Raw genomic sequence first — 21,416 nt, forward strand, 5'->3', positions numbered from 1 at the left:
GAGGTTGTCATGCTGAAGTTATTTAAGATTGAGACCAAGAAATACCGAGGTCTGCCCGTTTTCAGGCTCTTGTTTGTGGCTCTCGCTATGTCTATTTTTTTCTCTTGTATTCAGATATTTAATGCCAAGAGCGCGGCTGATTTGACGAATATTGGCAAGTTCTACCAGATATTTGATGCTGCTGCCATGTTTAAGATTATTGTCCAACCTATCATTCTGGCTAGTCTGGTTAGTTTATCCGTTCAAGTGGAAAATCGTCACCAAATGTGGAAGGTTTTGACCAGCAGTGGTGTTGATTACAAGTCCATTTATGCTGTAAAGTTCTTCTATATCTATAGTGCTTATCTGGTCATGCAGGTTTTGGAGTGGCTGCTTACGCTTGCTTTAGTCAAATGGCGGGGCTACACTGTCAGTCTACCAATAGGGCGTCTGGTCTTGTATGGCTTGTCCATTTTGGGGATTTCAGCGGTCATTATGCTCATTCACTATCTCTTGTCGCTTCGTTGGGCTAATCAGCTTATTTCCTTGTCGGTTGCTGTTCTGGCTTCCTTGGTCAGTATCATTCTGATTTTTATCTCCAAGGCAGTTATGTATGTGGTGCCTTACAGCTGGTATGCCCTTCTCATGGCAACCGAGCCCGAGCGTGTGGGGGATACCTTTGTTTATCATGTGACTGCTTTTAACTATTTTCCCTTGATAGCTTCCCTCATTGTGGCGCTGGTTCTTTATCAACTTGGTAAGCGTGTGAAGATTGGAGATTAAGATGACCTTATTAAAAATTGAATGTTTAAAATTACGACGGGCAAGATTATGGTTGCCACTGATGATTTTACCCCTTTTGTCTGTCCTCTACGGCAGTATCAACTTTGCTGGCAATCAAGAAGTGCTCAAGAGCCAGTGGCTCAGTCTCTGGACACAGGTTTATCTCTTTTATGGCAGTTTTTTCTTTCCTTGTATGATTGGGATTGTCTGTGCTTATGTCTGGTACAGTGAGTACAAGCACAATACCATTAAGCTGCTCTTGACCTCAGCCTATTCATTAAGACAAATCATCTGGGCAAAAATGATTGTTGCCTTTGGCTTGGTCATGCTGTCTCAGGCATATTTTTTGGTTCTATATTCTCTGAGTGGATTCTTTTTCCATTTCACTATGGCTTATCCTTTGGAGTTGATTTTCTGGGCCTTGGCTGCTAGCCTTTTCTCCCTAGCCTTGATAGCCATTCAGTCTTACCTTTCTCTAGTTGTCAAAAGCTTCGCTCCGCCAGTTGCTCTCTCTATGCTCCTTGGTCTCGGCGGTTTTATCCTGACAGCGCAAAATGTAGTTCCAGAGCTGGGCTACGTCCTAGCTTCATCAAAATTAGCTAGTCTCATGAACCAAATGGAATCCGTTCATCTTGCTCTACCTATGACCATGTGGCTGCGCTTCATTGTTTATTCAGCTCTTATCGTCCTTTTATCAGTCTTTCTTCAAAGAAAATACTTGAAAAGACAGCTGCGCTAGCTATTCAACGAGGTAAAAGTGCTATAATATAAGAGTAACCTAAGCACTTTTAAGTTGGTGAGAAGTAGAGGGAAATCCTATGTTTAATCAATTAGTTGAAGAATTAGCCCGTTATGATGAAGTGGAAGCTATCGCTCTGGGTGGTTCGCGAGCTGGCGAGTTCTTTGATGAGCAGTCAGACTACGATGTTTATGTTTATCTGACTGGGCCTTTGGCGGTGGACAAGCGTCAAGCGGTGTTGGATAAGTATTGTTCTTACATGGAGTATAGCAATCAGTTCTGGGAGTTGGAAGATGACGGCGTGCTCAAGAATGGCATTGAGATTGAGTTTATCTACCGTAATTTGGATGATTTTCGTGGGGAAGTGGAAGCGGTGGTCTTGGAACATCAGGCTCACAATAGCTACACGACAGCTATGTGGCACAATCTGCTCCACAGCAAGATTATCTTTGACCGCAAGGGACGCTATGCTGAGCTGCAAAAGGATTTAGCTCTGCCATTTCCAAAAGAGCTCAAAGATAATATCGTCACTCGCCAGCTGCAACTGCTGGAAACCAAGATGCCAGCTTATCCTCGCCAAATCAAGAAGGCTTTGGAGCGTGGCGATTGGGTAGCGCTCAATCATCGGGTGGCTGAATTTCTGGCTTCCTACTTTGACCTGATTTTCGCTTTTAATGAGCAAACTCACCCTGGCGAAAAGCGCATGTTGACCTACGCCAAGAAGACCTGTCCACACCTACCAAAAGATTTCGAAAGCAATCTGACTGCCCTATTTGACCATCTTTTTGATGAGCAGAATACAGCTATTGTGGAAGACCTAGTGGCGGGTGCGCGTGAGTTAGTGACAAGCAATAACTAGATAAAAGCCTAAAAACACCGATAAGTCCCTGGCTATCGGTGTTTTAATCTATTAAGCTAAGCGTCTTTAACAGCAGTAGCCGTACTTGCTTCCTTAGCCACCCCTTTTCGGCGGGCGATGAGGTCAGCGTAGGTTTTGCGGCTGTTGTTGATGACTTTGATGAGTGGGCGGTAGTCTGTGCTTGTCTTGCGGCGTTGGTAGATGCCGACAAGTTCGATGAGGTCTTGATAGATAGCCATCAATTCCTTGCGGATGGTCTTTTGGTCATAGACTGTTTGTTTGGTCTTGACGGTTGAGCACTCATTATAGAGCTTGACGAAAGTCTCTTGGCTTGCCTTGAGGCGCTTGATGAAGCGAGTCAATCCCAGACTCTCAATAGCAGAGCTGATGGTTTCATCCTCAGTTTGTTTGAGCAGGTGATTGATTTCAGCTGTTTCGCTTTCGTAGTTGGCTCTAGCAGTATTACGGTAAGCGTCAAAGAGTGGTTTGAGGAGGGTGTAAGCTTTCCTTTTCCTCCTGATAGCGACTAGTGGCGAAGGGAGTTATGGAAGATAGCAGAGCGCTTAAGTCATGGTCACGGTGCTCATTGGCTGAGGCAATGTCATCAGCTGAGTTAATGATAACTACGGTCTCTTTGGTCTTGTGATAGAGGGCTAATTGCTTGCGCAAGTCACCGACTAGGGTAGTGAGCAAGTCATCTTCAATCTCCACTTGGCTACTATCAAAGTCAGTCAAGAATTGTGCGATAAGTTACCCAAATTCATCTTGTCGCAAGCTTGCAGGAAACTGTCTCAAGTGTTGTCAGTTTCCCCGATCACCTCTCGCCTCTGTCAACCTGCTAAGTCGCTCACTTACTAAAAGAAGCCAGCTCATCACCTAACAAACCAGCTAAAGAAAAGAATGACCTTTATTATAACCTAAAAAAGATTATCCGCATTCCTTGTTTTTTTAATAAATAAGAATGATTCTTATTAAGATTTGGTTTGAACTTGCTGGTCAAGCGTGTGACTGGAAAGGGGAAATATTTCTGCCTCCAAGACTTCCTTTAAAAAGAGAGGACTAGAAAAATGAAAACATCAAAGAAAACTTGATAAAACAAGGTTTAAAACGGTAGCTGTCCAGTATTTTTTATCCTCAATATCCCCAAAATTCCTCCTTTTTATCCTCAATTGACTAGCCCTTTTTAGCTTAAAAAATAGGGTTAAAGTAGGCCGGTGATGAGTAAAAACTTCCTCATTTGATGAGAAAATCTAAAAAAATGCTGGCTTCTATCTAAATTTTCTAACAATTGTCTAGCAATGCTCCTTTCTTTTTGATATACTAGAGGTGTTTCTTAACACATTTCGATAAGGAGGTCAAGAAATTTGCTTACAAGTGAATTGAGTCTCGATAAGTCTTACGAGATTCTATCAATAGATTTGCCTGAGGAGAGTCTCAGGCATTTGTCTAATCTAGGTTTGAAGGTGGGGACACGTTTTCAAATCATTTCTAAAACCAAGACCAGTGCCATTTTGATGGTTAAGGCGTCGCGTCTTGCTTTTGACGATTCTATTTTGTCTAAGCTGACGGTTAAGCCTGTCGAGGAAGCGTTAGAAACTCTTCCCTTGTCTGAACTAGCGGTTGGTGACTTTGCCTATGTGGATGGTATTTTTGCCGAGGGCGAAGCCAAACGTCGTCTCATGGATATGGGGCTAACTCGCCATACCAAGATTTATTTGCGTAAGGTGGCACCGCTCGGTGACCCAATGGAAATCAGTTTGCGGGGCTACGAGCTTAGCCTTCGTAAGTCTGAAGCGCAGCTGATTAGCGTAGCTAAAGTGAAGGAGGAAGCGTGATGACAGAGATTGCCCTTATCGGGAACCCCAATTCGGGGAAAACAACTCTTTTCAACCTTTTGACAGGGTCTAGTCAGCGGGTCGGTAACTGGCCTGGGGTGACGGTTGAGCGTAAGAGTGGTAGCGTCAAGAATCTCAATGATGTGACCGTGCAAGACTTACCTGGAATTTACTCTATGTCCCCTTACAGTCCTGAGGAGAAGGTGGCACGTGATTATCTGCTTAGCAACCACGCCGACAGCATCTTGAATGTGGTGGATGCCACCAACCTAGAGCGCAACCTTTACCTAACGACTCAGCTGATTGAGACTGGTATCCCTGTGACGGTTGCCCTCAACATGACAGACCTTCTAACCAGCCAAGGCAAGTCTATCAATGAAGAAAAATTGGCTTACCAACTGGGAACACCTGTCATCTCTATCAGTGCTTTGCAAAACACTGGTGTGGATAAGGTCATCAAAAAAGCCTCTCAGACTACTAAGGCTGATGTGGACAATGTCCTTTTCCCAACCTATGATGACCAATTTGAAGCTGCGCTAGCTCAGATGATGGAAGTGCTAGGCGACAGCGTGCCTGAACGTTCACGTCGTTTCTACGCCATCAAGTTATTTGAAGGTGACAAGCTAGTTTGGGATAGTGTCAATCTATCAACCTTCCAAGAAAAAGAAATCAAGGAAATCGTCAAGATTACCGAAGAAATCTTCACCGAAGATGCTGAGTCAATCGTCATCAACCAACGCTATGCCTTCATCGAGCGTGTCTGCCAGTTGGCACAAAGTCAGTCTGACGATTTCAAACTCAATCTATCAGACAAGATTGACCGCGTGGTCACCAACCGTTTCCTTGCCCTTCCAATCTTCGTCCTTGTCATGTACTTGGTTTATTACCTCTCTATCCAAACCGTGGGGACTATGGGGACAGACTGGATTAACGACGTCCTCTTTGGAAAATACATTCCTGATTGGGCAAATGCTGGGCTTGAAAGTCTGCACGTTGCCAGCTGGTTGCAATCCTTGATTGTTGACGGGATTATTGCTGGTGTCGGGACTGTGCTTGGTTTCTTGCCACAGATTATCGTCCTCTTCATCTGTCTCGGTATTCTGGAAGACATTGGTTACATGAGTCGTATCGCCTTTGTCATGGACCGTATCTTTAGACGTTTCGGTTTATCAGGAAAATCCTTCATTCCCATGTTGATTTCAACTGGTTGTGGGGTTCCTGGTATCATGTCCAGCCGTACCATTGAAAATGAACGTGACCGCCGTATCACCATTATGACAACCACCTTCATGCCATGTTCGGCTAAGTTGTCTATCATTGCTTTGATTGCAGGTGCCTTCTTCCCACACACCCCTTGGGTAGCGCCAAGCACCTACTTCCTTGGTTTTGGAGCCATCGTTCTCTCAGGGATTGCCCTTAAGAAAACTAAAATGCTGGGTGGTTATACCAGTCCCTTCATCATGGAACTCCCAAGCTATCACCTCCCTAAATGGACTGCCGTGCTCCGCTATGCCTTTGGGAAAGGAATGAGCTTCGTCAAACGCGCAGGAACCATCATCTTCAGCTTGACTGTCCTCATTTGGTTCATGTCATCTTACAGCTTCACCTTGCAAGCTGTCTCAACGGAACAATCTATCCTAGCTACCCTCGGCCGTGGTTTGGCTTGGATTTTCACACCGCTAGGTTTCGGGAACTGGAAGGCGACTGTCGCAGCCATTACTGGACTTGCAGCTAAGGAAACTGTTGTGGCGACCTTTGGTATTCTCTACCACACCGCTGACGCTAGTGAAACAAGTAAAGCACTTTGGGCTAGTCTCCAAGCAGACTATACATCCCTTGCTGCTTACAGCTTCATGACTTTCAACCTCCTTTGCGCCCCATGTTTTGCGGCTATGGGAGCTATCAAGCGTGAAATGGGTGACCTTAGTTGGACTTGGGCTGCTATCGGCTTCCAAACAGGTCTTGCTTATGTGGTTAGTCTTGTCATGTATCAGTTTGGCTTGGTTGTCCTTTACGGCAAACCAATGACTATGTGGACTGCTGTTGCAGGTGTTCTAGTCATCGCTATGATTTACATGATTGTCCGCAAACCAAAACACCAAGAAGATGACATCATCAGTCTTGAAACCCTTGCACAAGCACAGAAAGGATAACTTATGTCTACCATTATTATTGCCCTCATCATTGCTGGCGCTGTCGCCCTATCTATCCGTCACTATGTTAAACAAAAAGGCTCATGCGGCGATTGCGACTGTTCATGCCCAGTCAAAGACCAAATGAATCAAGCACATACTACTAAGTAAAAATCAAAAATTAACTTCGTCCGTTTCAGAAACAAAAATGTTTATCAAGGATAAGAGCGAACGAAGTGAGCCCAAACCGATATTTTCGCCGTAGTGGTATTATCAGTGACAATGAAAGTGTCACTGATAACGGGATTTTTGAGACATTAGGCTCAAAAATTAGCAATGAGATTCCGTTAGGAAGCTGCTTGCGTCCGCACTACCTAAGAAAATATCCTAAAAACTAGTTTTATTATAAATTATAAATAGAAAAAAGGAGGTGGGGAGACTCACCTCTTTATGGTATAATGAAGAAAACGATAACAAGGAGATTATTATATGGCGATACTTATTGATGGAAAGGCGCTAGCGCAGAAAATGCAGGCGGAGCTGGCGGAGAAAGTGACAGTGATGAGGGACAAGTACGGGATTGTGCCGGGCTTGACTGTTATCTTAGTTGGGAATAATCCTGCCAGCCAAGTTTATGTCCGCAACAAGGAACGTTCGGCCGTAAAAGTTGGTTTTAAGAGCGATACTATCCGTTTACCAGAATATGTTAGTGAAGAAGAGCTGCTTGAAATCATTGAAGGGCTCAATCAAGACCCGACCGTGCATGGGATTCTAGTGCAACTGCCCCTTCCTAGCCATATTAACGAAAAGAAAATCGTCATGGCTATTGCGCCACATAAAGACGTGGACGGATTCCACCCTATGAATACTGGGCACTTGTGGTCTGGTCGTCCAGTCATGGTACCTTGTACACCGGCAGGGATTATGGCGCTTCTGCGCGAATATGACGTAGACATTGAAGGGAAAAATGCGGTCATTATCGGGCGCTCAAATATCGTTGGCAAGCCCATGGCTCAGCTACTTCTAGACAAGAATGCGACGGTGACGCTGACCCACTCACGCACGCACCATTTGGCAAAAGTGGCTAGTCAAGCGGATATCCTCATCGTGGCGATTGGTCAGGGACATTTTGTGACCAAGGACTTCGTCAAGGAGGGTGCGGTGGTTATCGATGTTGGCATGAACCGCGACGACAACGGCAAGCTGATAGGTGATGTTAAGTTTGATGAGGTGTCGGAGGTCGCTAGCCTCATCACGCCCGTTCCTGGTGGCGTTGGTCCTATGACCATCACCATGCTTCTTGAGCAGACCTACCAAGCTGTCCTTAGAAGTGTGCACGCATGATTATTGACCGCGAACTTGCCCGTCAAGTGGTCCGTCCACGACCTCAAAAGAGCCACAAAGGCACTTTCGGACGCACCCTCTTGATTGGTGGCAACTACCCCTACGGTGGCGCTATTATCATGGCTGCCCTTGCTTGTGTCAATAGCGGAGCTGGTTTGACCATGGTGGCTACGCACAAAGATAACATCACAGCCTTGCATGCTCATCTACCGGAAGCTATGGCTTTCGCCATGAACGAGACAGAGCGCTTGACTGAGCAGATAAGAGCTGCTAGCATCATCTTAATCGGTCCCGGTCTGGCAGAAGATAGTCTAGCACAGGAAACTCTAGATTTAGTTCTGGCAAATGTATCTTTTGAGCAGACCTTGATTATTGACGGCTCTGCTTTGACCTTGCTGGCTGAGAAAGAGATTATCAACTGGCCAACGGATAAGGTCATCTTGACCCCCCACCAAAAGGAGTGGGAACGCGTGTCTGGTTTAGTGATTAGTGACCAGACAGCAGAGGCTAGTCAAGAAGCGCTAGACCATTTTCCAAAAGAGACGGTCTTGGTAGCTAAGTCCGACGCTACCAAGGTCATCACGCGCGACCGAGTCGGGGGGCTGACCGTCGGCGGTCCCTACCAAGCGACAGGTGGCATGGGCGATACGCTAGCAGGATCCATCGCGGGCTTTGTCGCCCAGTTTGGCAGCTCGTATGAAGTGGTTGCAGCAGCAGTCTATGTCCACTCAGCTATTGCAGAGGAGCTGAGCGCCCATGCTTATGTGGTCCTGCCGACAGCAATTAGTGCGGAGCTTCCGAGGTGGATGAAGGCGCTGAGTGAAAGTTAAGTTTAATAGAAAAAGCAACCCGAGCGGAGAGTGTTCTCTGCTCGGGTCTTCTGTTGTTGGGGGAGGAGGGGACTTTTTCCAAGGTGTCCGCCGGGCGGAGCATCTGTCGCAAACCAGCATGCCCCACCGCCCAGCGGACAGGCATTGTCAAATCTACGGCAGGTTATCAAAAGCTTTAACACCGTCCTGATTTCCTTTATTTGCCAACCTCCATCTTCTTTTCTATAATCTTAAGAAGATTATAGTTTCGGAGGACTTATGGCAAAAGTAATTGCAAAGCGCGTGTCCAACTACGAGCTTTTTTATGATTTGGTTTTTGTCTTGGCCATTTCGCGGCTGACATCAACGCTTCATCATGTGGTAGACAATCCCAGTGCGGTTGTGGTTTTCATCGTCAACAGCTTGCTCTCAGTATTTGGATGCAGCAGACTTTTTATCTCAATAAATTTGGTGAGCGGGATCATTTAGATATTTACATCAACATTCCAGCCATGTATATTGTGGGAAATTTTGCTCAGATTATCAGCAAGATTGCTTATTCAGTTACAGATGTGCTTCATTACAACGGGCTCCTGATTGTCGCTTATCTGCTGATTGTTTTACAGTATTATCTGCGGGGGCGTAAAGTAGGCATGCATGAGGATATTAAGACTAATATTTGTCTCTATCCTTATCGGCTCTGGCTTTTGCAGTTCTGACAGCAATTTATATTTTGACGCCAGCCCTTCACAGTAATTCCTACTTTTTTATTCTGTGGATTTTGCCGACCTTCATTCCCTGGGTGCTTGCTAGAAACTTTGACCATCATCTCATCAACTTTCCTCACTTGGTTGAGCGCTGTCAGCTGATTACTATCATCACTTATGGCGAAGCTGTGCTGGCAATCATTCGTTCCTACCCTATGTCAAGCCAAGCCCTGCTGGGATTCCTTATTTTTGTTGGTCTGTCTTTCATGTTTATCTCTTACATTTCCCAGACCTATCTCAACATCAACCATCATCAAGTCACTCGGGCCAATGCCTTAGTCTTAGCTCATCTGGTTTTAATTACTGACCTTAACATTTTCACCGTCTCAGCGGAGCTATGGGCTGACAGTCATCACCGCGAGTGGGGTATGTTTCTTTTTGCCATCGGTCTGGTCATGTATTATGCAAGTCTTATGCTTTTGACGGTCTACAATGACGCTAGCCTTCGTCTGCACAAGTACCACTATCTGGCTTACGCCGTGATTAGCATTCTGGGGCTTAGCTTGGTCGTCCTTTTCAATAGCAGTCGCCTCATTGCCGTCCTTTTCTTTGTAGCAATGGCTTACGCTTATAATCACATTGGCACATCCGCCGCGTCACCGTCCATCGTAAGTTAGCTAAGAAACTAGCTGCGCATAAAAAAATAAGCAAGAACTATTTTTCTTTGCTAAGTTTAAAGGATATGTTATAATAAAGGTGCTTAAAACTTCGAGGAAATAAGCGCATTAGAAAAACCACTCCGATTGCCGTCGAAGTGTTTTTTTTGTACTTGCTCAAGATACTCAGGTTAAGTTATTTGTCGCCTTTGTCTGTTGTCCGATAGATTTAACCGCTCCACCGTAAGCACAGATGCTACGTTGACAAGCAACGGAAACAGAGCAAGTTCGAAGAAGATACGCATGAGAACTTTACCTCCTGCTTGCGCAGCATAGTGAATGAGACCTTTCTATCATATCACAGTTAGTTAATCCTTTTATGCATTATTAGTCATTTTTTGATATAATATAAACTACTTATGCAAGGAAAGAAGGGGCTTATGTCAGATTATTTATCCGTGTCATCCTTGACCAAATATTTGAAATTGAAATTTGACAAGGACCCTTATTTAGAGAGGGTCTATTTGACAGGGCAGGTGTCTAATTTCCGCAAGCGTCCTAGTCATCAGTATTTCTCTCTTAAGGATGATAAAGCGGTCATTCAAGCTACCATGTGGGCTGGTCAGTTTAAAAAGCTAGGCTTTGAGCTTGAAGAAGGCATGAAAATCAATGTTGTGGGGCGCGTGCAGCTTTACGAACCTAGCGGTAGCTATTCCATTATCATTGAAAAAGCAGATCCAGACGGTATCGGTGCTCTAGCCGTCCAGTTTGAACAGCTCAAGAAAAAGTTGACAGAAGCTGGCTATTTTGATGCCCGTCACAAACAAGCTCTCCCCCAGTTTGTCAAGAAAATTGGGGTGGTGACTAGTCCCAGCGGAGCAGTCATTCGTGATATTATCACCACTGTTTCTCGCCGTTTTCCTGGCGTAGAGATTCTTCTCTTTCCGACCAAGGTTCAGGGCGAGGGCGCAGCTCAGGAAGTAGCTGCCAACATTGCAGCGGCCAACCAGCGCGACGATTTGGACTTGCTTATTGTTGGGCGAGGCGGTGGCTCCATTGAGGATCTCTGGGCCTTCAATGAGGAGATTGTCGTGCAGGCTATTTTTGAATCACGCTTACCGGTCATTTCCAGTGTCGGACATGAAACTGATACGACTTTGGCCGACTTAGTGGCCGATAGCAGAGCTGCAACACCGACAGCAGCGGCAGAGTTAGCAACCCCAGTGACCAAGGCAGATATTCTCGCCTGGATAGCAGAGCGACAAAACCGCGCCTACCAAGCTGCGCTCCGCATCATCAAACAAAAAGAAGAACAGCTTAATAAGTCTCGCGGGTCAGTCATCTTCCGACAACCAGAAAGACTCTACGACGGCTATTTACAAAAGTTAGATAAGTTAGAGACGAGTTTAGTCGCATCCATTCGCCAGCAGTATGGACAGGCTCAACAAGCAGAGCAGCTACTGGCTCAGCGTTTGGAAAGTATTGATTTGACTGGAAAAATCCAGCGTTACCGTGAAATTATTGAGCAGAACAGGCGCCTCTTACTATCAACTATGACCAGTCAATATGACAGTAAGGTGGCTCGCTTTGAGAAGGCACAGGATGCGCTCCTCTCTCTTGATACCAGTCGTATCGTAGCGCGTGGCTATGCCATTGTCCAAAAAAATCAAAAAGCTATTTCAAGCACAAAACAAGTAGAAAAAGGCGACCTTTTGCAGATTCAGATGCAGGACGGCAGCCTAGAAGTCGAGGTGAAAGATGTCAAATAAAGCAACATTCGAAGAAAATTTACAGGAATTAGAGACCATCGTGGCTAAGTTGGAACAGGGTGATGTCGCTCTAGAAGATGCCATCGTAGAATTCCAAAAAGGCATGGTCTTGTCAAAAGACTTGCAAAAAACGCTTAAGGAAGCCGAAGAAACCTTGGTTAAAGTTATGCAGGCAGACGGTACAGAAGTGGAAATGGATGCTTAATGGTTAAAATTGAAAAGATTGATGAAGCCATTCATGGCTATTACGAGAAGACCCATCCCGCTGTTTCGACAGATTTGATTGAGGCAGTCCTTTATTCGGTTGATGGGGGTGGCAAGCGTATTCGTCCCCTCATTCTTCTTGAGGTCTTGGAAGGCTTTGGTCTTGATTTGACCGAGGCGCATTACGATGTGGCTGCGGCTCTTGAGATGATTCATACGGGTTCGCTCATTCACGATGACCTGCCTGCTATGGATAATGACGATTATCGTCGTGGTCATTTGACCAACCACAAGAAGTTTGATGAAGCGACAGCTATTTTGGCTGGGGATTCCCTCTTTTTAGACCCTTTCGGCTTAATCGCTGACGCTGATTTGCTAGTGGAGGTTAGGGTTCGGTTGATTTCTGAACTATCCCTTGGCTCTGGAACATTTGGCATGGTTGGTGGGCAAATGCTTGACATGGAGGGCGAGGAAGCCCACCTATCCCTAGAAGAATTAGCCCAAGTCCACGCCAACAAAACAGGTAAATTACTGACCTTTCCATTTGTGGCTGGGGGAATAATTGCTCAGTTGGAAGCTGACAGTTTAGCAGAGCTCCGCAAGGCTGGTGAATTGATCGGTCTTGCCTTTCAAGTTCGTGATGACATTCTAGATGTGACAGCGACTTTTGAAGAAATCGGCAAGACACCGCAGAAAGATTTGGCAGCTGAAAAATCAACTTATCCAAGTCTTCTTGGTTTGGACAAGTCTAAGCAGGTGCTAGACGATGCTCTTAATCAAGCGCTAGCTATTTTCCAAAAACTAGCAGATGACAAGGGCTTTGACCAAGCTCAAATCAAGCAACTTATAGAAAGGTTACGACTCAATGGCTAAAGAAAGGGTGGATGTCCTTGCCTATAAACAAGGGCTTTTTGAGACGCGCGAACAAGCTAAACGTGGTGTCATGGCTGGGCTAGTCATCAATGTTATCAATGGCGAGCGCTATGACAAGCCAGGCGAAAAAATTGCTGACGACACTGAACTAAAACTTAAGGGTGAAAAGCTCAAATACGTTAGTCGTGGCGGACTCAAATTAGAGAAAGCGCTGGATGTTTTTGGCATTTCCGTTGACGGTAAGACGACCATTGATATTGGTGCCTCAACAGGCGGGTTCACTGATGTCATGCTTCAATCGGGGGCTAAATTGGTTTACGCGGTTGATGTCGGCACCAATCAGTTGGTTTGGAAATTGCGTCAGGATGAGCGCGTACGTTCCATGGAACAGTACAATTTCCGTTATGCTGAAAGCACTGATTTTACAGAAGGCTTGCCAGAATTTGCTTCAATTGATGTTAGTTTTATCTCCCTCAATCTTATTTTGCCAGCTTTGCATGGCATTTTGATTGATGGCGGTGAGGTTGTGGCGTTGATTAAACCGCAGTTTGAAGCGGGGCGCGAGCAGATTGGCAAAAACGGTATCGTCAAAGATAAGGCGGTTCATCAAAAAGTTTTGGAAACCGTGACAAGTTTTGCCGTGGATTACGGATTTACAGTTAAAGGGCTTGATTTTTCACCGATTCAGGGTGGTCATGGCAACATCGAATTTTTAGCGCATTTGCAAAAATTGGCTGACGCTGAAAACCAAGTTGCTGGGCAAATCACTGAGGTGGTGGAGAAGGCTCACGAGGAATTTAAAAAGAATGAAGAAAACTGAACGTTTAGAATTAATTAGAGAAATTGTTTTGGAGCAGGAAGTGGGGACTCAGCACGACCTCCTCAAAAAATTGGAGGAACACGGTCTCAAGCTCACACAAGCAACCATTTCACGAGACATGAATGAAGTTGGTATTGTCAAAATTCCAACGCAAGATGGACGCTATGTTTACGGGCTGTCAAAGGAAAATAAACAGCCCATTGCCCCTCGTCCAAAACCCATTAAGACAAGTATTTTGCAACTGTCACCAGTGACTGGTGGCATAGAACACATGATTCACATTGATGTCATCCCAGGCAATAGTCGTCTGGTCAAGAAATTCTTGCTTAAGGAGTGGGGCAGTCACATTTTCAGTTTGATTGCTGATGATGACAGCCTTCTCTTGATTGCCAAATCGCCAGCTGATGCGGATTTTGTGCGAGAGGCAATCATCACCCACATCCGCGATCATCACTAAGAAGAGGAATCTATGCTTTTAGAAATTTCCATTAAAAATTTCGCTATTATTGAGGAGATTTCCCTCAATTTTGAGACGGGCATGACCGTTTTGACGGGGGAGACTGGGGCTGGAAAGTCCATTATCATTGACGCCATGAATATGATGCTAGGCGCGCGTGCTAGTGTGGAAGTTATCCGCCACGGTGCTCCCAAGGCTGAGATTGAGGGCTTCTTTTCAGTCGCCCAAAATGCTGCGCTGGCAGATTTATTGGACCAGAATGGCATTGAATTTACGGATGAATTGATTATTCGCCGTGAAATCTTTCAAAATGGACGTAGTGTCAGCCGTATCAACGGTCAGATGGTCAACCTGACCACTCTCAAGGCTGTTGGTCAATACTTGGTGGATATCCACGGTCAGCACGACCAAGAAGAACTCATGAAGCCTAACCAGCATATTGCTATGCTAGATGAATTTGGCGATGAGGACTTTTTAGCAGTCAAGTCAGCCTATCAAGCCATCTTTGAATCTTACCGTAACCTGCGCAAGCGTGTTCTGGACAAGCAAAAAAACGAACGTGAGCACAAGGCTCGTATCGAAATGCTGGAATTTCAAATTGCTGAGATTGAAGCCGTTGCTCTCAAATCTGGTGAGGACGAAAAGCTCATTCAGCAACGCGACAAACTTCTTAACCACAAAAACATTGCTGATACGCTGGCCAATGCCTATGTCATGCTGGACAACGAAGATTATTCCAGCCTGTCAAATGTCCGCTCTGCCATGAACGACCTCATGACCTTGGAAGAATTCGACCCCGAGTACAAGGAAATGTCTAGCAGTCTAGCTGAGGCCTACTATGTCATGGAGGAAGTGACCAAGCGTTTGGGCGATGTGATTGACGACCTAGATTTTGACGCTGGTCTCTTGCAGGAGACTGAGACGCGCCTAGATACTATCAATGCCATCACTCGTAAATACGGCGGTAGTGTCGATGATGTTTTGGATTACTTTGACAACATCACCAAGGAATACGCCCTGCTGACTGGCAGCGAGGGCTCCTCAGACGATATGGAGCGTGAGCTCAAGCATTTGGAGCGTGATTTGGTGGCTGCAGCCAATGAGCTGAGCCAAAAACGCCACACCCTTGCCAAAATCCTAGAAGTTGAAATCAAACAAGAATTGACGGAACTCTACATGGAAAAAGCTAATTTCCAAGTCCAATTCACCAAGGGAAAATTCAACCGTGACGGCAACGAAGTGGTGGAATTTTATATCTCAACGAACCCAGGTGAAGGCTTTAAACCGCTTGTTAAGGTGGCATCTGGTGGCGAGTTGTCTCGTCTCATGTTGGCAATCAAGTCTGCTTTTTCTCGTAAGGAGGACAAAACATCCATTGTTTTTGATGAGGTGGATACCGGTGTCTCTGGTCGAGTCGCGCAAGCCATTGCCCAAAAAATCCATAAAATCGGTGCTCATGGTCAGGTCTTGGCCATCTCTCACCTAGCTCAAGTGATTGCCATTGCTGATTATCAATTCTTCATCGAGAAAATTAGCGATGACAACTCAACGGTCTCAACCGTGCGTCTATTGAACGAAGAAGAGCGCGTGGAAGAAATCGCTAAGATGCTGGCAGGTAGCGACGTGACCGAAGCCGCCCGCATTCAAGCTCGCGAATTATTGAAAAAATAAAAGAGAAGCGGTTGAGACAAAAATCTCAACCTTTTCACTTTTCATACGGACTAATTGTGAGTCGCAGTGGTTTAGTGGAGGTGGGAGTGAAACAGTCTGGGGAGAGACTGTTTCAGCCCGAACCGAGAATAACGACGTGAGGGAAAATCGGAGACTTCGTCTTACCGATTTCTGTCCCACTCTCTCTTTCTTTTTCGCTATTATGGCACAAATTTGGTATAATAAAGTATTGAATAATGCACTATTAGAACAGGATACAACATGAGTAATATTAAAATTGTAACGGATTCATCAATGACAATCGAACCGGAGTTGGTTAAAGAGTTGGATATCACGGTTGTTCCCCTATCAGTCATGGTGGGTGGCACCCTTTATTCAGATGCAGACCTCAAAGAAGAGGGCAAATTCCTCAATTTGATGCGTTCAAGCAAGGAATTACCTAAGACCAGCCAACCTCCTGTTGGTGTCTTTGCGGAAGTTTATGAAAAATTGATGGCAGAGGGAGCCGATGAAATCGTGGCTATCCACTTGACACACACCTTGTCAGGGACCATTGAAGCTTCACGCCAAGGCGCAGCCATTGCTGGCGCTAAAGTGACAGTTGTCGATTGCACCTTCACAGACCAATGCCAAAAATTCCAAGTCGTCGAAGCTGCTAAATTAGCTAAAGCTGGTGCCGACCTTGATACTATCCTTGCTCGTATCGAAGAAGTCCGCCAAAAATCAGAGCTTTACATCGGAGTATCAACTCTTGAAAATCTAGTAAAGGGTGGTCGTATTGGTCGTGTGACAGGTCTCTTGTCTTCCCTCCTCAATATCCGCGTTGTCATGGAAATGGTTGACCATGAACTGGTTCCTGTTATCAAAGGTCGCGGTGTCAAAACTTTTAACAAATGGTTAGACAGCTTTATTGAAAAAGCCAAAGGTCGTAAGGTTGCAGAAATTGGCATTTCTTATTGCGGGACTATCGACATGGCTAATGGTTTCAAAGAAAAATTGAAAGTTCTTGGCGCACCGATTGCTGTCCTAGAAACTGGCTCAATCATCCAGACACACACTGGTGAGGATGCCTTTGCGGTCATGGTTCGCTATGAATAAACGACATTTTTTAAGTGGGCTCATCTTTTTCGCGGTGAGTCTTCTTTTAGCAGTTTTGGTCCTTAATCTAGCTATTCCAAAGTCCAATCCCAAGCTGACTAAGAAGGATTTTCTGGCAAGCAAGGTGACCAAGTTTTCTTACGTGGCAGTCGGAGATTCTCTAACACAAGGGGTGGGCGATACGACCAACCAAGGTGGCTTTGTCCCATTGCTGGCGCAGGAATTGACAGATGCCTACCAGTATCAGGTGACTTCGGTTAATTATGGTATTTCTGGCAACACCAGTAGCCAAATTCTCTCGCGGATGACCAAGCAAAAGACCATTCAAAATAAGCTGGCTAAGGCTGACCTGATGACTCTGACTGTTGGCGGGAACGATGTCATGGCTGTCATTCGGAAAAATCTGACCAGCTTGTCGGTCAAATCCTTTAAAGCGCCAGCCATTGCCTACCAAAAACGCCTCAGAAAGATCATCAACCTAGCTAGAAAAGATAATCCTAACCTTCCGATTTATGTTCTGGGGATTTATAATCCTTTTTACCTCAACTTCCCAGAAATGACCAAGATGCAGGATATCATCGACAATTGGAATGCTGCGACGGAGACAGTGGTTGCCGAGTATGAAAAGGTCTACTTTGTCCCAATCAACGACCTGCTTTATAAGGGAATTGACGGTCAGGAAGGTATTGTCCAAACGGATGGTGAGAAGACCACGGTTATGAACGATGCCCTCTTCTCAGAGGACCATTTTCATCCCAATAATATCGGCTATCAAATTATGTCAAATGCAGTAATGGAGAAAATACGTGAAACAAAATCTCAGTGGAAAGATTAACTGGTGGAAGTGGGGTCTTCTGCTCCTATTAGCTATCAATGTCGCCTTTGTTGGTGTGGTGGCTAGTCGCCTCATTCAGGTGAGGGAGCCTTCTGCAGAAACGCTTAAAACGACCACAGCTAAGAGCGTTAAAGTCGGTACCTTTACCACCAATAAGGAGCAGCTGAACGACACGGTTGCGACCTATCTCAAAGACTACCAGAGCAAGAAGTTTACCTACAAGGTTTATGCGGCTTCGTCCTCTATCCTATTTGAAGGCTCTTACGAGCTGCTCGGCTACGAGGTGCCACTCTACGTTTATTTTGAGCCTAATCGTTTGGAAAATGGAGCGGTGCAGCTTAAGGTGACTTCCTTCTCAGTGGGAACCCTTCCTCTGCCAGAGTCAGAAGTCCTACAGTACATCAAATCAAGCTATGACTTGCCAGATTTTGTAACCATTTCCCCTAAAAAATCAACGATTACCATCAATCTACAAAGCATGAAAAACGATGCAGGTATTTATCTAAAAGCTACGACAATTGACTTGGTAAATGATAATTTCAGCTTTGATATTTTCAAGAAAAAGTCCTAAAATAACGTTAAATACTTGACCTTAAGCGGTTTTTTAGATATTATAGATTTTGTTAAAAGCGTTATCGTATCAATCGCTATCGCTTAGAAATTATTTGGAGGATTTGTTAACATGGCTAACAAACAAGATTTGATTGCAAAAGTAGCAGAGGCTACTGAATTGACTAAGAAAGATTCAGCTGCAGCAGTTGACGCTGTCTTCGCAGCAGTTGCTGACTACCTTGCAGCAGGTGAAAAAGTACAATTGATTGGTTTCGGTAACTTCGAAGTTCGCGAACGCGCAGCTCGTAAAGGTCGCAACCCTCAAACAGGTGCAGAAATCGAAATTGCAGCATCTAAAGTTCCAGCATTCAAAGCTGGTAAAGCTCTTAAAGACGCTGTTAAATAATTAGGATTTATATTCTAAATAAAAAGGAGGTTGGGACAAAAGTACCCAACCTCTTAGTATGTAATCTATAATAATGACTAGTCGCAGTGGTTGAGTGGCATCTAAACACTGATAAATCAGCACTTAGAACCCTACTCAACTGTGCGGAGGTGGGACAACGAAATCAAAGACTTCGTCTTACCGATTTCCGTCCTGCTCTCTTTTCGTTTGCCTGTAAAGAGCAATCTCCTATAATGTACAAAGCCATGATTAGAAATGAGAACCGAGGAAGATTCGATGAGTCATAATATGATTTTTTTGCTGATATTTATTTTCTTTGTGTTAGTAACCATCGCCAAACTTGTTATCCTCAAGCTCTACATGGATACCATCAAACCTGAAGTGGATGCTGACGGTAATATTATCAGTAAACCTGTGAAAGATAAACTGTCTGAGGAAGAACGCGAGGAGCGTGAATTTGACAGAGATTGGTAAGTTAATTGCGTCTTTATAGAGACACCAAAAAGCCAGCTACTAGAAACCTTCTTGGAGGTGTACAGTAGCTGGCTTTTTCCCTTATTTAATGATTATAGATAGTGAAGTTTTCCACGAAAATCTTCAATGCTGTCATAGCCTTTTTCTGCCATGATGTTTTGAAGTTCTTTGGTGATGCGTTCAAAAATAGCAGGACCTTCCTTATGGAGGGCAGTTCCGATTTGAACCATGCTGGCGCCACAGAGGATGTGTTCAAAGGCATCGCGACCAGATTTGACACCGCCAGTCCCGATAATTTTGATAGATGGATTTAGGCGTTGATAGAAGGCATGTACGTTAGCAAGAGCAGTTGGTTTGATAAAGTCACCTCCGATACCACCAAAACCATTTTTAGGCTTAATGACAACAGTTTCATCATCAATCACAAGCCCATTACCGATTGAGTTAACAGAATTGACAAAGGCAAGTGGGTATTTATTGAAAATGGCTGCCGCTTGGTCAAAGTGAACAATGTCAAAGTAAGGAGGAAGTTTGATGCCAAGTGGTTTGGTATAGTAGCTGAAGACTTCAGATAGAATAGCATCTGTTGTCTCAAAATCGTAGGCAATCTGTGGTTTACCAGGAACGTTTGGACAAGAGAGGTTGAGTTCAACAAGTCCATTGTAGTTGCTAGCCTCAACTTTTTTAAGAATGGTATGTGTTTCTTCAGGAGACATGCCGACAAGTGATAGGAAGTGATTCTTGTGACCACCTTCTTCTTGAAGTTCAGTGACAAAATCAAGATAGTAATCGACACCCTTATTAGGAAGTCCCATTGAGTTGATTGAGCCCCAGTCAGTATTGGAATAGCGGGGTTCAGGGTTACCAGCGCGTGCCTCTAAGGTACCTGTTTTGGTGACAAATGAGCCTGCGGCTGAACTTTCGATTGCTTCTAATTCCTTGCGGGTCATGCAGTAGACACCAGCAGCGTTCATGAGACAGTTGTCAAAATCAAATGCACCAATGCTTGTTTTTGTTGAAACCATAATATCCTCCAAAAGACAAATTTTTTCTATTCTATCACCAGATAGGTAAATTTTCAAGAAAAAATCAGAGATTGATGAATATTGTTCGGAAATCACTGATTTTTAGCTATGAAAAGAGCCAACCGAAGTTAGCTCTGCTATTGGCCAAAGGCCTATGAACGACCTAGAACTTTTTTCAGCCCTTGAATGGTCTTGTATCTGAGTGGTTTTGGATAGTAGCGGAAGGTGCCCATTTTACGAACGATGTGACCGTTGAAGTTTTGCTTGAAGCGAAGGACGCCGTCTGAACCATCGAAGATACCTTGAATGCCCAAGAAATTGTAGCAAGCAATGCCACGCTTGATGGCTTCCTGCATGACGTATTCTTGGAGAACGGCTGGCGCGTAGAATTTGTTGAACTCAGTGTAGGAACCTGAGAAGAGGTAGACGGCCTCTTGTTTGGTGTAGATGAAGAGGCTACCACACATGATAACATCCTTGTTACCGTGTTCTTTAATCAAGTCCATTCCTTCCTGAATACGTTTGTCGAAAGTTTCAATTTGGTTGAGTAATTCTTGGCGTTGCTTTTTATATTTGCAAGAGTCCGCATTATTTTCATGTGTTTTGTCAAGTTGACTGATTTTATTTTTCAGCGCTTGCTTACTTGCTTCGAGTTTTTCAGTGTAAGTTTTGAAATTTATGGTCGCCACTACAAATTCACATTTATCACCAAAACTATCATAGAAATCTTGATAGTATTCTAAAGACTTGTCGTTGTATTCACGGCGGTCAGAGGTTGAAGCGGTAATTTCTTTGAAGAGGTGGAGCTCATCGCGCTCTAAACGACGGACTTTCGTACCGAAAGACATGGCTTTCTTAACCAGCGGACGCCCTTTTTTAGAGAAAGATTTGAGAAGGGTATCAGCAGTTAGTCCCGTTAAATCTTTGACATAATGCCAGTCAGGTTCACCGCCAGGATAACCCGTCATGAGCCCGTCATGGCTATAGCCAAGGTCGGTAAAGTCTATGATAAGCTCTGCATTTTCAGGAGAAATAGGCTCACCATCGCTGTTGAAGCTTTGGTAAGTATCGTAAGGTTTGACCAAGAGTTCAAGGGCACCGTTAGCTTTAGCGTAGTCTTGCAGAGCATGGTAAAAGGCCTTTAGGTATTTGGCATCACGACGAGCGGGTCCAGAATTGATTTCCATATGGAGCCCACCTATCATGGGGATTTTGTAAAGTAGTCCAGCAACTTGGATGTCGCCTTCAGCTTCCAATCCGACAAATTCAGTCTGGTAGCCACGTTTGGTGAGGAGCTTAGCCATTTCTGGTCTTTGAAAGGCTGAGCATTCTGTTAAGCTGTCAAGAAAGGCTTGATAGTCAGCTTCAGATAAGGTTTTTAAGGTCATA

Annotated in this window: 26 protein-coding genes; 22 read left to right on the forward strand and 4 right to left on the reverse strand. The window is 44.7% G+C overall.

Translation table 11 applies throughout. The annotated features are described in order from the left end of the window. Positions 1–9 precede the first annotated feature (9 nt). The 3 genes from IYQ92_RS04950 to IYQ92_RS04960 all read left to right on the forward strand — a co-directional run bounded on the left by IYQ92_RS04950 (position 10) and on the right by IYQ92_RS04960 (position 2,360). Complete coding sequence (locus IYQ92_RS04950; RefSeq protein WP_195675622.1) at positions 10–762, forward strand: ABC transporter permease; 753 nt, start codon at positions 10–12, stop codon at positions 760–762. Between the two features lies 1 nt (position 763). After that, positions 764–1,501 (forward strand): ABC transporter permease, encoded by a 738-nt coding sequence (locus IYQ92_RS04955; RefSeq protein ID WP_195675623.1) that lies wholly within the window; start codon positions 764–766, stop codon positions 1,499–1,501. Between the two features lie 79 nt (positions 1,502–1,580). Beyond that, the gene (locus tag IYQ92_RS04960) at positions 1,581–2,360 is read left to right on the forward strand and encodes a DUF4037 domain-containing protein (protein ID WP_195675624.1); all 780 of its coding nucleotides are present in this window, start codon (positions 1,581–1,583) and stop codon (positions 2,358–2,360) included. Positions 2,361–2,416: 56 nt separating this feature from the next. Here IYQ92_RS04960 and IYQ92_RS04965 read toward each other — a convergent pair whose 3' ends face one another. Both IYQ92_RS04965 and IYQ92_RS04970 read right to left on the reverse strand, forming a co-directional pair. Continuing rightward, the gene (locus IYQ92_RS04965) at positions 2,417–2,881 is read right to left on the reverse strand and encodes a DUF6261 family protein (protein WP_324253062.1); all 465 of its coding nucleotides are present in this window, start codon (positions 2,879–2,881) and stop codon (positions 2,417–2,419) included. Beyond that, a complete protein-coding gene (locus IYQ92_RS04970; protein ID WP_195675626.1) occupies positions 2,835–3,095 on the reverse strand; it encodes a hypothetical protein in 261 nt (86 codons plus the stop codon). Before IYQ92_RS04970 ends, IYQ92_RS04965 begins: the two co-directional genes overlap by 47 nt. Positions 3,096–3,724: 629 nt before the next feature. On the opposite strand from IYQ92_RS04970, the gene IYQ92_RS04975 reads away from it, so the two are divergent. The 19 genes from IYQ92_RS04975 to IYQ92_RS05065 all read left to right on the forward strand — a co-directional run bounded on the left by IYQ92_RS04975 (position 3,725) and on the right by IYQ92_RS05065 (position 19,002). Beyond that, complete coding sequence (locus tag IYQ92_RS04975) at positions 3,725–4,195, forward strand: ferrous iron transport protein A (RefSeq protein ID WP_195675627.1); 471 nt, start codon at positions 3,725–3,727, stop codon at positions 4,193–4,195. Beyond that, positions 4,195–6,348 (forward strand): ferrous iron transport protein B, encoded by a 2,154-nt coding sequence (feoB, locus tag IYQ92_RS04980; protein WP_195675671.1) that lies wholly within the window; start codon positions 4,195–4,197, stop codon positions 6,346–6,348. Before IYQ92_RS04975 ends, feoB begins: the two co-directional genes overlap by 1 nt. 3 nt (positions 6,349–6,351) lie before the next feature. Beyond that, on the forward strand, positions 6,352–6,498 hold the full coding sequence (locus tag IYQ92_RS04985) for a FeoB-associated Cys-rich membrane protein (RefSeq protein ID WP_195675628.1): 147 nt from the start codon (positions 6,352–6,354) through the stop codon (positions 6,496–6,498). A 318-nt stretch (positions 6,499–6,816) separates the two neighbouring features. After that, positions 6,817–7,671, forward strand: a complete 855-nt coding sequence (locus IYQ92_RS04990) for a bifunctional methylenetetrahydrofolate dehydrogenase/methenyltetrahydrofolate cyclohydrolase (protein WP_195675629.1) — start codon at positions 6,817–6,819, stop codon at positions 7,669–7,671. Further along, positions 7,668–8,501 carry an NAD(P)H-hydrate dehydratase gene (locus tag IYQ92_RS04995; protein WP_195675630.1) on the forward strand — a complete coding sequence of 278 codons (834 nt, stop codon included), beginning with the start codon at positions 7,668–7,670 and terminating at the stop codon, positions 8,499–8,501. The genes IYQ92_RS04990 and IYQ92_RS04995 overlap by 4 nt, the downstream gene beginning before the upstream one ends. A gap of 258 nt (positions 8,502–8,759) precedes the next feature. Beyond that, positions 8,760–8,969: a low temperature requirement protein A gene (locus IYQ92_RS05000; RefSeq protein ID WP_195675631.1), complete on the forward strand. Its 210-nt coding sequence runs from the start codon at positions 8,760–8,762 to the stop codon at positions 8,967–8,969. Next, on the forward strand, positions 8,921–9,199 hold the full coding sequence (locus tag IYQ92_RS05005) for a hypothetical protein (RefSeq protein ID WP_195675632.1): 279 nt from the start codon (positions 8,921–8,923) through the stop codon (positions 9,197–9,199). The genes IYQ92_RS05000 and IYQ92_RS05005 overlap by 49 nt, the downstream gene beginning before the upstream one ends. A 14-nt stretch (positions 9,200–9,213) precedes the next feature. After that, entirely contained in the window at positions 9,214–9,864 is a 651-nt protein-coding gene (locus tag IYQ92_RS05010; RefSeq protein ID WP_195675633.1) for a low temperature requirement protein A, read from the forward strand. A gap of 419 nt (positions 9,865–10,283) precedes the next feature. Further along, positions 10,284–11,612, forward strand: a complete 1,329-nt coding sequence (gene xseA, locus IYQ92_RS05015; protein WP_195675634.1) for an exodeoxyribonuclease VII large subunit — start codon at positions 10,284–10,286, stop codon at positions 11,610–11,612. Beyond that, a complete protein-coding gene (locus IYQ92_RS05020; RefSeq protein WP_195675635.1) occupies positions 11,602–11,817 on the forward strand; it encodes an exodeoxyribonuclease VII small subunit in 216 nt (71 codons plus the stop codon). The genes xseA and IYQ92_RS05020 overlap by 11 nt, the downstream gene beginning before the upstream one ends. Continuing rightward, positions 11,817–12,689 carry a polyprenyl synthetase family protein gene (locus IYQ92_RS05025; protein WP_195675636.1) on the forward strand — a complete coding sequence of 291 codons (873 nt, stop codon included), beginning with the start codon at positions 11,817–11,819 and terminating at the stop codon, positions 12,687–12,689. The genes IYQ92_RS05020 and IYQ92_RS05025 overlap by 1 nt, the downstream gene beginning before the upstream one ends. Next, complete coding sequence (locus IYQ92_RS05030) at positions 12,682–13,509, forward strand: TlyA family RNA methyltransferase (RefSeq protein WP_195675637.1); 828 nt, start codon at positions 12,682–12,684, stop codon at positions 13,507–13,509. The genes IYQ92_RS05025 and IYQ92_RS05030 overlap by 8 nt, the downstream gene beginning before the upstream one ends. Beyond that, a complete protein-coding gene (locus tag IYQ92_RS05035) occupies positions 13,496–13,966 on the forward strand; it encodes an arginine repressor (RefSeq protein WP_195675638.1) in 471 nt (156 codons plus the stop codon). Before IYQ92_RS05030 ends, IYQ92_RS05035 begins: the two co-directional genes overlap by 14 nt. 12 nt (positions 13,967–13,978) lie before the next feature. Then, entirely contained in the window at positions 13,979–15,637 is a 1,659-nt protein-coding gene (gene recN / locus IYQ92_RS05040) for a DNA repair protein RecN (protein WP_195675639.1), read from the forward strand. A gap of 261 nt (positions 15,638–15,898) precedes the next feature. Then, positions 15,899–16,735, forward strand: a complete 837-nt coding sequence (locus tag IYQ92_RS05045; RefSeq protein ID WP_195675640.1) for a DegV family protein — start codon at positions 15,899–15,901, stop codon at positions 16,733–16,735. Then, the gene (locus IYQ92_RS05050) at positions 16,728–17,570 is read left to right on the forward strand and encodes an SGNH/GDSL hydrolase family protein (RefSeq protein ID WP_324253060.1); all 843 of its coding nucleotides are present in this window, start codon (positions 16,728–16,730) and stop codon (positions 17,568–17,570) included. The genes IYQ92_RS05045 and IYQ92_RS05050 overlap by 8 nt, the downstream gene beginning before the upstream one ends. Beyond that, a complete protein-coding gene (locus IYQ92_RS05055) occupies positions 17,542–18,141 on the forward strand; it encodes a YpmS family protein (RefSeq protein ID WP_195675642.1) in 600 nt (199 codons plus the stop codon). The genes IYQ92_RS05050 and IYQ92_RS05055 overlap by 29 nt, the downstream gene beginning before the upstream one ends. 111 nt (positions 18,142–18,252) lie before the next feature. Next, the gene (locus tag IYQ92_RS05060; protein ID WP_195675643.1) at positions 18,253–18,528 is read left to right on the forward strand and encodes an HU family DNA-binding protein; all 276 of its coding nucleotides are present in this window, start codon (positions 18,253–18,255) and stop codon (positions 18,526–18,528) included. A gap of 276 nt (positions 18,529–18,804) precedes the next feature. Next, the gene (locus IYQ92_RS05065; protein ID WP_195675644.1) at positions 18,805–19,002 is read left to right on the forward strand and encodes a hypothetical protein; all 198 of its coding nucleotides are present in this window, start codon (positions 18,805–18,807) and stop codon (positions 19,000–19,002) included. 92 nt (positions 19,003–19,094) lie between these two features. On the opposite strand, the gene IYQ92_RS05070 is transcribed toward IYQ92_RS05065, so the two are convergent. Then, a complete protein-coding gene (locus tag IYQ92_RS05070; RefSeq protein WP_195675645.1) occupies positions 19,095–20,027 on the reverse strand; it encodes a dihydroorotate oxidase in 933 nt (310 codons plus the stop codon). A 152-nt stretch (positions 20,028–20,179) separates the two neighbouring features. Continuing rightward, the gene (locus IYQ92_RS05075) at positions 20,180–21,415 is read right to left on the reverse strand and encodes an aminoacyltransferase (protein ID WP_195675646.1); all 1,236 of its coding nucleotides are present in this window, start codon (positions 21,413–21,415) and stop codon (positions 20,180–20,182) included. Position 21,416: the final 1 nt, after the last annotated feature.

The organism is Streptococcus sp. HF-1907, from assembly GCF_015594605.1.
GTDB lineage: Bacteria > Bacillota > Bacilli > Lactobacillales > Streptococcaceae > Streptococcus.